The 7171-nt window shown below is 72.0% G+C and carries 7 protein-coding genes; 6 read left to right on the plus strand and 1 reads right to left on the minus strand.

Annotation, left to right across the window (positions count from 1 at the left end; translation table 11 throughout):
- Nucleotides 1-648 precede the first annotated feature (648 nt).
- Genes ACZ6TI_RS48030 through ACZ6TI_RS48050 form a run of 5 tightly spaced genes read left to right on the plus strand, consistent with a single transcriptional unit; the run spans nucleotide 649 to nucleotide 5632 of the window.
- Nucleotides 649-2484 (plus strand): S8 family peptidase, encoded by a 1836-nt coding sequence (locus ACZ6TI_RS48030; RefSeq protein ID WP_465352018.1) that lies wholly within the window; start codon nucleotides 649-651, stop codon nucleotides 2482-2484.
- A gap of 16 nt (nucleotides 2485-2500) precedes the next feature.
- Nucleotides 2501-3427: an aldo/keto reductase gene (locus ACZ6TI_RS48035; protein ID WP_465352019.1), complete on the plus strand. Its 927-nt coding sequence runs from the start codon at nucleotides 2501-2503 to the stop codon at nucleotides 3425-3427.
- Nucleotides 3428-3445: 18 nt separating this feature from the next.
- Entirely contained in the window at nucleotides 3446-4291 is an 846-nt protein-coding gene (locus ACZ6TI_RS48040; RefSeq protein WP_465352020.1) for a patatin-like phospholipase family protein, read from the plus strand.
- Between the two features lie 19 nt (nucleotides 4292-4310).
- On the plus strand, nucleotides 4311-4910 hold the full coding sequence (locus ACZ6TI_RS48045) for a sulfite oxidase-like oxidoreductase (protein ID WP_465352021.1): 600 nt from the start codon (nucleotides 4311-4313) through the stop codon (nucleotides 4908-4910).
- Nucleotides 4880-5632: a ferredoxin reductase gene (locus ACZ6TI_RS48050; protein ID WP_465352022.1), complete on the plus strand. Its 753-nt coding sequence runs from the start codon at nucleotides 4880-4882 to the stop codon at nucleotides 5630-5632. Before ACZ6TI_RS48045 ends, ACZ6TI_RS48050 begins: the two co-directional genes overlap by 31 nt.
- Before the next feature lie 10 nt (nucleotides 5633-5642).
- On the opposite strand, the gene ACZ6TI_RS48055 is transcribed toward ACZ6TI_RS48050, so the two are convergent.
- Entirely contained in the window at nucleotides 5643-6029 is a 387-nt protein-coding gene (locus ACZ6TI_RS48055) for a hypothetical protein (RefSeq protein WP_465352023.1), read from the minus strand.
- Nucleotides 6030-6224: 195 nt separating this feature from the next.
- Here ACZ6TI_RS48055 and ACZ6TI_RS48060 point away from each other — a divergent pair, with 195 nt between their 5' ends.
- Complete coding sequence (locus ACZ6TI_RS48060; protein WP_465352024.1) at nucleotides 6225-7022, plus strand: SGNH/GDSL hydrolase family protein; 798 nt, start codon at nucleotides 6225-6227, stop codon at nucleotides 7020-7022.
- Nucleotides 7023-7171 lie beyond the last annotated feature (149 nt).

Genomic DNA, 7171 nt, shown 5'->3' on the forward strand with positions numbered 1-7171 from the left:
CCCCTCCCTCCCTCCCTCCCTTCCTTCTCCCCCCTTCTCCCCTCCCTCTCCCCCCCCCCCCCCCCCCCCTCCCCCCCCCCCCCCCCCCCCCCCCGCCCCCCCCCCCCCCCCCCCCGATCCGCTCGGCCGCCGTGTCGGGCTCGGCCGACGCGGATCGCGACGGCGTCCGGGACACCTCGGCGGCCGGCGGCCGGGACGACGTCGCCGGCGACGAGGGCACCGGCGAAGGGGACGACGCCGAGGGCGCCACGGGCGCGAGCGCTCCGGGCTCGGGCGCGATGGAATCGGAGCCGCGCGTCATGGCCTCCGTGGCGAAGAAGGCGCCGCCGCCCAGGACCGCCGCCAGACCGACGACGCCGGCTATCGCCTGCTTGCGGTGGCGGGATCGGCGGGCCGTGTCCAGGTCGTCGTTGCCGTCATCGTGGTCGGTCATGCTCACGTCCTTTGCGGGTCTCGACTGGGTCGCCCCGCGGCGTCGCGGCGGCAGGCCCCGAGCCCTCATGGTCCCACCCGAACGGACATAACGGGCTGAAACCATTAAACGCTCCCCGCGGCCGGCCGCCGAGCTGTGGCGCATCCGATCGGAAGACCCCTTCAGTTCGGGCCGGCCCGGTCGATCGTGCTCCTGTCATCGACAGGGAGGTACGTATGGGCCGCAAGCTACGCCGTCACGCGTTCGGAGCAGTGGGAGCCACCGCGCTCGCCGCCACCGCCATCGTCGCGCCGCTGATCGGCACCGACCCGGCCTGGGCGCCGGTCGCCCTGAACCTCACCGCCGAGCCGGCCGCCATCCTCCCGGCCACGGTCAGCGAGTCGAAGCCGGTCACCGTGGTGCGGACCACGCTCGACCAGGCCGGCCGCCCGGTGACCACCAAGCGCACCGCCACCACCAGGGCCGAGGCCGAGGAGCTGGTCCGGGACGCTCAGGACGCGCCCCGCGCGGTCGCCGTCGAGCTCGATGCGCCGGTCCATGCGCTGGACGCCCCGACCGGCTCCGACCCGCAGCGCGCCAACCAGTGGGACCTGACCACGGTCCGGGTGCCGGACGCCTGGAACTCCTCGACCGGGTCCGGGGTCACCGTCGCCGTCCTCGACACCGGCGTCGACGCCGGTCACCCGGATCTGGCCGGACAGGTGCTGTCCGGCAAGAACATGATCACCGGCCAGACCGGGATCAGCTCGGACACCTTCGGGCACGGCACGCACGTGGCCGGCACGATCGCGGCGGCCACCGGCAACGGCGCCGGGATCGCGGGCATCGCCCCGGACGCGAAGATCCTGCCGGTCAAGGTGCTGGGCGACAACGGCGGCGGCGTGATGTCGGACGTCGCCACGGGCATCGCCTGGGCGGCCGACAACGGCGCCAACGTGATCAACATGTCGCTCGGCTCGAGTGGGCAGAGCGGGGCGGTCACGAACGCGATCGCGTACGCCCGCTCCAAGGGTGTCGTCGTGATCGCCGCGGCCGGCAACAACCGCGCGAACGGCAGCCCGACCAGCTATCCGGCCGCGGATCCCGGCGTGGTCGCGGTTGCCGCCACCGACTCCGCCGATCACTACGGCTCGTTCTCGAACGCCGGCAGCTACGTCGACATCGCCGCCCCCGGGGTCGGCATCCTGAGCACGGTTCCGAACAACGGGTACTCCTACTACAACGGCACCTCGATGGCGGCGCCGCACGTGGCCGCGCTGGCCGCGCTCCTGCTCGCCGAGAAGCCCAGCCTGACGCCGGACCAGGTCGAGCAGGCGATGGCGTCCACCGCGGTGGACCTGGGCAGCGCCGGCAAGGACACCGACTACGGCTACGGCCGGATCGACGCCGTCGCAGCCCTGGCCTCCGTCGGCCCGGACCCGGTCACCCCGGCGCCGACCACCCCGGCCCCGACCACCCCGGCCCCGACCACGCCGGCACCGACCACCCCGGCCCCGACCACGCCGGCACCGCCCGCCGCGCCGGGCGCCACGGTCACCTCGGACGCGTCCTCGCGGCAGGTGCTCTCCGGCACCGCCGTGCAGACCACCTTCCGCGTCACCATCGGCGGCGCCGTCGCCGCCAAACGCACCGTGCAGCTCTGCGTCGCCGACAAGGGCGGCGCCGAGAAATGCAAGAACGCCACCACCTCGGCGGCCGGCACGGTCACGCTGAGCCGCAAGGTCACCTTCCCCTACACGGTGCGCCTGGTGGTGCCGGCGACCAAGAAGAGCTCGGCGACCGGCGAGTCGGACACCTACTCCTACACCGTCAAGTCCGCGGTGACGCTGGCGGTGAAGAAGACCTCGCTGGAGGTGACGCTGAATGGCGCGGCCAAGCAGGTCGGCGAGTTGCAGCGCTCGGCGGACGGAGTCAGCTGGGCGACCGACCGCACCTTCAAGGCGGGCGCCAAGTCGACCCTGACCAAGGTGAAGGCCGGCTACCGATACCGGGTGGTCGTGCCGGACGTGGCCCTGATGGTGGGGTCCACCAGCAACATCGTCCAGATGTAGATCTACCGTATTGGCCATGATTGACAAGCGTTCCTTCGGAGACACCGGCCTCGAGGTCAGCGCGATCGGGCTGGGCGCGTGGCAGCTGGGCCGGTCCGCCGAGTGGCCGACCGGCCCGGAGCCGGATGAGGCGGCGCGCATCGTCCGGGCGGCGCTCGACGCGGGAGTCAACTTCATCGACACCGCGCCGGGCTACGCCGGCGGGCAGAGCGAGCTGAACGTCGGCGCCGCGCTGGCCGGGGTGCCGCGGGACGCGTACGTGTTGTGCACCAAGGTCGGGCACAAGCCGGACGGCGGCACCGACTGGTCGTCGAGTGCGATCGAGGCCTCGATCCGGGGCAGCGCCGGGCGGCTGGGCGTCGAGCACCTCGACGTCGTGCTGCTGCACAACCCGCCGCCGGGCGTGATCGACAGCGACGAGCACTATGCGACGCTGGCGGATCTGCGGTCCCAGGGGCTGATCCGCGCGTACGGCGCGTCGGTCGACCAGGCCCACGAGATCGGGACGGTGCTGGCGCACAGCGAGTCGCAGGCGCTCGAGGTGCGGCTGTCGGCGCTCTATCAGGAGCCGCGGCCGGCGCTGCGCGGGGCGGTGATCGCCAAGGTGCCGCTGGAGTCGGGCTGGCTGTCCGGCAACTACCACGCGGACTCCGTCTTCACCGACGTGCGGGCGCGCTGGTCACCGGCCGACGTGGCACTGCGCGCGGCGCTGGTCGACGAGTTCCGCAAGCTGCTGCCGGAGGGTGTCGGGCCGGCCGAAGGCGCCCTGCGCTTCCTGCTGGCCCTGCCATCGGTGTCGACGATCATCCCCGGCACTCGCACCCAAGATCACCTCGACGCGAACCTGGCAGCCGCGGCCAAGGGCCCGCTCGACAAGGACACAATGGACGCGATAACCGACTGGTACGAACAGCGCCTCGGCGAGCGCGCCCTCGGCTGGTAGGTGTGCTTGGATCCCCCCATGGCGAATGACAACGGCCGCGCGGTCGTGCTGGGCGGCGGTGGCGTCACCGGCGTCGCCTGGGAGATCGGCATGATCCACGGGCTCGCCGAGCTGGGCGTCGACCTGTCCGAGGCGGACCTGTTCGTCGGCACCTCGGCCGGTTCCGTGGTGGCCGCCCAGATCACCTCGGGCACCCCGCACGACGAGCTCTATGCCCGCGAGCTCGCCGACACCACCGGCGACCGCAATGCGACAATCGGCGCCGGCGTGCTGCTGCGCTTCGCGTTCTCCGCGCTGCTGCCCGGCGACGGCCGGCGCGGACGCCGCTGGCTGGGCCGGGCCGCGCTGAAGGCGAGGACCGTGCCGGAGTCCGAGCGGCGGGCGGCGATCGCGGCCCGGGTGCCGGGCGACGAATGGCCGGCCACCCGGCTGCGGGTGCCGGCCGTCGAGGCGGAGACCGGCCGGGTGGTGGTCTTCGACAACGACAGCGGGGTGCCGCTGCTCGACGCGGTGGCGGCCAGCTGCGCGGTGCCGATCGTCTGGCCGCCGATGACGGTGGCCGGCAAGCGTTACATCGACGGCGGTGTCCGCTCGATCGCCAACGTCGACCTGGCCGGCGGCTATGGCAGCGTCGTGGTGCTGGCGCCCGGGAACACGTCACTGCGCAAGAGCGGCCGGCCGGCGGCACAGGCGGCTGCTCTGGGCGCGCCGCACGCGGTTGTCGTGCCCGGCGCGGAGGCCCTCATCGCGATCGGGAAGAACCCGCTCAGCCCGGACCGCCGCGTCGCGGCCGCGGAAGCGGGCCGCAAGCAGGCGGCCGAGGCACTGGCCGAGGTTCAGCAGGTCTGGGATCGGAAACCTTGACGGTGTTTACTCGACTTCCATGAGCATCATCTCGACGGGCTTCGGCGGCCGGCGGCGGTCGTCACGACCCGACCTGCCGCCTGGGCAATACCTGACGCACGACTTCCCGGTGCTGTCCGCCGGGCCGACGCCGCGCATCCCGCTCGACCGGTGGCGGCTCACCGTCACCACCGAGGCGGGCGGCAAGCAGCAGTGGAACTGGGACGAGTTCACCAAGCTGCCGGCCGAGGACGTCACGGTCGACATCCACTGCGTCACGAAGTGGTCCAAGCTGGGCACCACCTGGCACGGCGTCTCGCTGGACACGCTGCTGGCGGATGTGGAGACGGCCGCCGACTTCGTGATGGTGCACGGCTACGGCGGCTACACCACGAACGTGCCGATGGAGGATCTGCTCAACGGGCAGGCCTGGATCGCGTACCGGTTCGACGGCGAGCCGCTGGCGCCCGAGCACGGCGGCCCGGCCCGGCTGCTGATCCCGCATCTCTATTTCTGGAAGTCCGCGAAGTGGGTCAACGGGCTGGAGATGCTCACCGAGGACGCGCCGGGTTTCTGGGAAGAGGCCGGCTACCACATGTACGGGGACCCATGGCGCGAGCAGCGATACCAGGGCGACTGAACTGGCGGGTCGCCACGGTCGTTTCAGTGGAGACTGAAACACCGACGGCCACCACGCTGGTGCTGGACATCCCGGACTGGCCCGGTCACCTGCCCGGTCAGCACGTCGACATCCGGCTCACCGCGCCGGACGGCTACCAGGCCGAGCGCAGCTACTCGATGGGCTCGGCGTGGACCGTGGACGCGCACGTCGAGCTCACCGTGCAGCGGATCGACGACGGCGAGGTCTCGTCCTATCTCACCGAGGGCGTGCATCCGGGCGATCAGCTCGAGCTGCGCGGCCCGATCGGCGGCTGGTTCGTCTGGCGGTCGGCCTCGACGGCGCCGGTGGTGCTGCTGGCGGGCGGTTCCGGGCTGGTGCCGCTGATGGCGATGATCCGGGCGCGCGCCCTGGCCAAGGGCCGGCAGCCGTTCCGCCTGATCTATTCGGTCCGCACCCCGGCCGACGCGCTCTATGCCGCCGAACTCGCCCGCCGGGTGCGCGACGATCCGGGCCTGGACGTGCACATCGTCTACACCCGCGAGACGCCGCCGGACTGGCCCGAGCCGCCGCACCGGATCAGCGTCGCGACCGTCAACACGCACGGCTGGCCGGCCGATTTCCAGCCGGATTGTTTCGTCTGCGGCCCGACCACGTTCGTCGAGGCCGCGGCGGACATGCTCGTGGCGCTCGGTCACGACCCCAAAAAGGTCAAGACCGAGAGATTCGGCGGTACGCCCTGAGCACGCCCGCTCAGGTCCGGAAGGTCCCGCGCAACCGCTGGCCGAAGGTCATCGGCGGGGGCACCGAACCGGTCTGACGCACCGCCGTGGGCGGCCGGGGACGCGAGCGGCCGATCGGCTGGTCGTAGTCGGCGGTGGCGATCGCGTCGGCGATCTCCGCCTCGCCGAAGTTCTCCGAGCCCGGAATCGACGGGACGAAGCCGACCAGGACGCCGTCGCGCATCACCTGCGCCTCGAGCCCGGCGGTGCCGTCGTTGTCCCAGATCGCCTCGCGGCCGTCCGGCAGCACGACCCGGATGCCGTACTGCGTGATGCCGGCGTGCGGCAGCTTGACGTGCGCGAACACATTGCGGGCCCGCAGCGTCGTGACGATCCGGTTCGCGCGTTGCTCTTCCATGCCCCGACGCTAACGCCGTCGCCTGGAGAAACCCTGTGGATGGGCTGAGTGGCGGATGGTGATCGAGCGTTCACGCATCGATAGATGTTACTACAAAGTAACACGAAAATCACTATGTTTCTTTCTACAAACCCTTGACTTACTCTTCGGTAACCGAAGCGCTTCGGCCTCCACTCCCCTAACGGAGGCCACTCCATGCGACGTTCCACCGTGCTCGCCAGCCTTCTCCTGTCCACCGCCCTCACCGTCCTCACCGCATCCCCAGCGGCGGCCGCGTCGGCATCCGAGTGGGATTACGTCGCTCTCGGCGACTCCTACTCCTCGGGTGTCGGCGCGTCCGGTGCCGGTGGTCTCTGCCTGCAGAGCCCGAACAGCTACACCGGCCTCTGGGCCACCGCCAACGACCCCGCCTCCTACCGCACGGTGGCCTGCGGCGGCGCCACCACCGAAACCCTGCGCGCGACCCAGCTCTGGGCGCTGAGCCGCCGCACCGACCTGGTCACCGTCACGATCGGCGGCAACGACGCGGGCTTCGCGCCGGTGGTGATCAGCTGCACGCTGCTCACCGACGCGGGCTGCCGGGCCGTCGTCGCGGACGCTCACGAAACGATCACCCAGGAGCTGCCGGCCAAGCTGGACGCCACCTACAGCGCCATCGCCCGGCGGGCCCCGAATGCCCGCGTACTCGTGCTGGGTTATCCGATCCTCTTCGATGAGACCGCGCCCAGCTGCGGTTTCGCCGGCATGAGCATTCCCAAGCGGCAGGCCCTCAACGGTGGCAACGCCGCACTCAACGACCTGATCGAGCAGCGGGCCGAGGCGGCCGGCTTCGAGTTCGTGAACGTCGAGGACGAGTTCGCCGGGCACGGCGCCTGCGCACCGCAGGCCTGGATCCACGGGCTGGTCATCGTGCCGCCGACCAACTCCTTCCACCCCACCGGCAACGGCTACCGGTACGGCTACCTGCCCGCCCTGGCCGACGCCCTGAGCTAGATCCGCACCTCCCGATCACCAAGGTCGGCGCAGCGGGCGTACGGAAACGCAGAAGCGGGGGGGGGGGGGGGGGGGGGGGGGGGGGGGGGGGGGGGGGGGGGGGGGGGGGGGGGGGGGGGGGGGGGGGGGGGGGGGGGGGGGGGGGGGGG

Source organism: Actinoplanes sp. NPDC051388 (assembly GCF_055586225.1).